We start from the raw sequence: 1,941 nt of genomic DNA on the forward strand, positions 1-1,941 counted from the left end.
GTAGTACGCCGCGCCCGGGTCCTCGGGGAGCTCGCCGTCCGGCTGCCATGTCATGACCGGCACCAGGCCGGGTTCGACCAGCTCCCAGCCGTCGAAGAACCGTTCGACCGCGGCCCGGTCGCGCGGCACCAGCGTCATCCGGCCCTGCGCGGCGGCCGTGACGACCTCGGCCATGGCGGTGGGGTTGAAGTCCTGGCTGGGGTGGGTGACGGCGACCATGCTGCCGGGGGCGAGGGCGTCGAGCAGGACCTTGGTGCTCGCCCAGGGGTCCTTCTCGTCGCCGATCAGCATCAGCATCGCCACCAGCAGCAGCCCGACCGGCCTGTCGAGGTCCAGGGTCCCGGTGATCTCGGGCCTGGCCAGCAGCTCCTCGGGCGCGCCGAAGTCGCCGTCGAGGTAGACGGTCAGCCCCTGCGAGCCCTGGTACTCGGGGCTCTCCGCCATCAGATGGCGCGCGTGGGCCTGGACGATCGGGTCGTTGTCCACGCACACGATGCGGGAGTCCGGTGCGACGATCCGGGTCACGGAGTGTGTGTCACCCTCGGCGGGCACACCGGTGCCGATGTCGAGGAACTGCCGTATGCCGCCCTCCCGCACCATGTGCCGCACGGCGCGGCCGAGGAACTTGCGGTTCTCCTTGGCCATCGTGCGGATGCTGGGGATCGCCTGCTCGAAGGCCTGGCCCAGGGCGCGGTCGGCCGCGAAGTTGCTGCTGCCGCCGAGCCAGTAGTCGTACATGCGGGCGGAGTGGGGGAGGCTGGTGTCGATCCCGGGCGGCGCGGGCTGATCATTCGTCATGGTTCCCAATCTGCCGCACGAACGCCTGTTCCGTCAGGGAGTTGGGCGTTCCGGGCGGCGCCCGTCCGGGGCGCCTGTCGCGGGCGGGATCCGGCGGGCGGATGACGGGCGTGGCGGCGGGATCCGGCGGGCGGCCTTCTCAGGTGTCGCACTCGTGGACCGTGCCGCACAGACCGCAGCGGGCCCGCAGCCGGCCGCGCACCGGGACCCGGATCCGCTGGTTGCAGGTGGGGCAGGGGAAGGACACCCGGAGCGGGGAGCGGCCCAGGGGGCCGCCCTCGAAGGAGTACGGGGCGCCGGTCGCCGGGGGCGCGCCGTGGTCCTGCGCGTGGCGGCGGTCCTTGGCGTACCGGTGGCGGCCCGCCCAGCCGGCCGCGGTCAGCGGCGGCTGCCGTTCGTCGTGCCGCGCCCGGGCGAGGCCCTTGGCGTACGCGGTATAGCCCTGCGGGCTGGTGAACCAGGTCGCGGGGTCCTCGCCGAACAGGAGGGCGCGCTTGGCCAGGACGTAGCCGAACTCCTCCGGGGTGAGGTAGCCGAGTTTCTGGCTGGTGTGGGTGTCCTCGCGGTACGCGTCGAGCAGCAGCCAGCCCGCGCCGAGATAGGTGGTGGCCGTGTCGGTGAGGATCTCGTTGGCCGGGGTGCCGGGGAAGGACAGGCCGAGGCGGTGCAGAAAGACGTGCATCACCTCGTGGGAGAGTGCGGCCCCGATGTCCTGGCGGTGGCGCCGGAACCGGTCGTTGAGCTCGATGAAGTACTCGGGACCGGCGGTGAGTTCGATGTTCGCGGCGTGCCGCATGTCGCGGAAACTCACGATCATGCGGGCGTCGGGCAGCCGGAAGTGCTGGACCATGACGCGGGCGACGCGCTGGACGCCGAGGTAGAGGTCGTCGGCGTCGGAGAAGGCCACGTCGGCGGGGGCGACGCTGAGCGGGAAGGACCGGACGGTGTCGATGGAGAGGCGCTTGTAGAGCGCGGTCATTGCCGACCGGACCGTGTCCAGGTGCGGGAAGCCGTGCAGGACCGCGCCGTCTCCTCCCGCACCGCCGCCGCTCGCCACGTCCGCACCCCCACAAGACGATGACACCGCCTTCCACTGTAGGCCGCTCCGCGCGCGGGACGCGGGGCGCAGGGGCGTGTCTCCTG

At 72.3% G+C, this 1,941-nt stretch carries 2 protein-coding genes; both read right to left on the reverse strand.

Features of this window, described 5'->3' with window-relative positions; translation table 11 throughout:
- Window positions 1–798, reverse strand: a 798-nt coding sequence (locus tag GUY61_RS37870) for an SAM-dependent methyltransferase (RefSeq protein ID WP_166634822.1), incomplete at its 3' end; no start/stop codon positions are given.
- A 139-nt stretch (window positions 799–937) separates the two neighbouring features.
- On the reverse strand, window positions 938–1,777 hold the full coding sequence (locus GUY61_RS37875) for a hypothetical protein (protein WP_166634823.1): 840 nt from the start codon (window positions 1,775–1,777) through the stop codon (window positions 938–940).
- Window positions 1,778–1,941: the final 164 nt, after the last annotated feature.

The organism is Streptomyces sp. GC420, assembly GCF_009916105.1.
Taxonomy (GTDB): Bacteria; Actinomycetota; Actinomycetes; order Streptomycetales; family Streptomycetaceae; genus Streptomyces.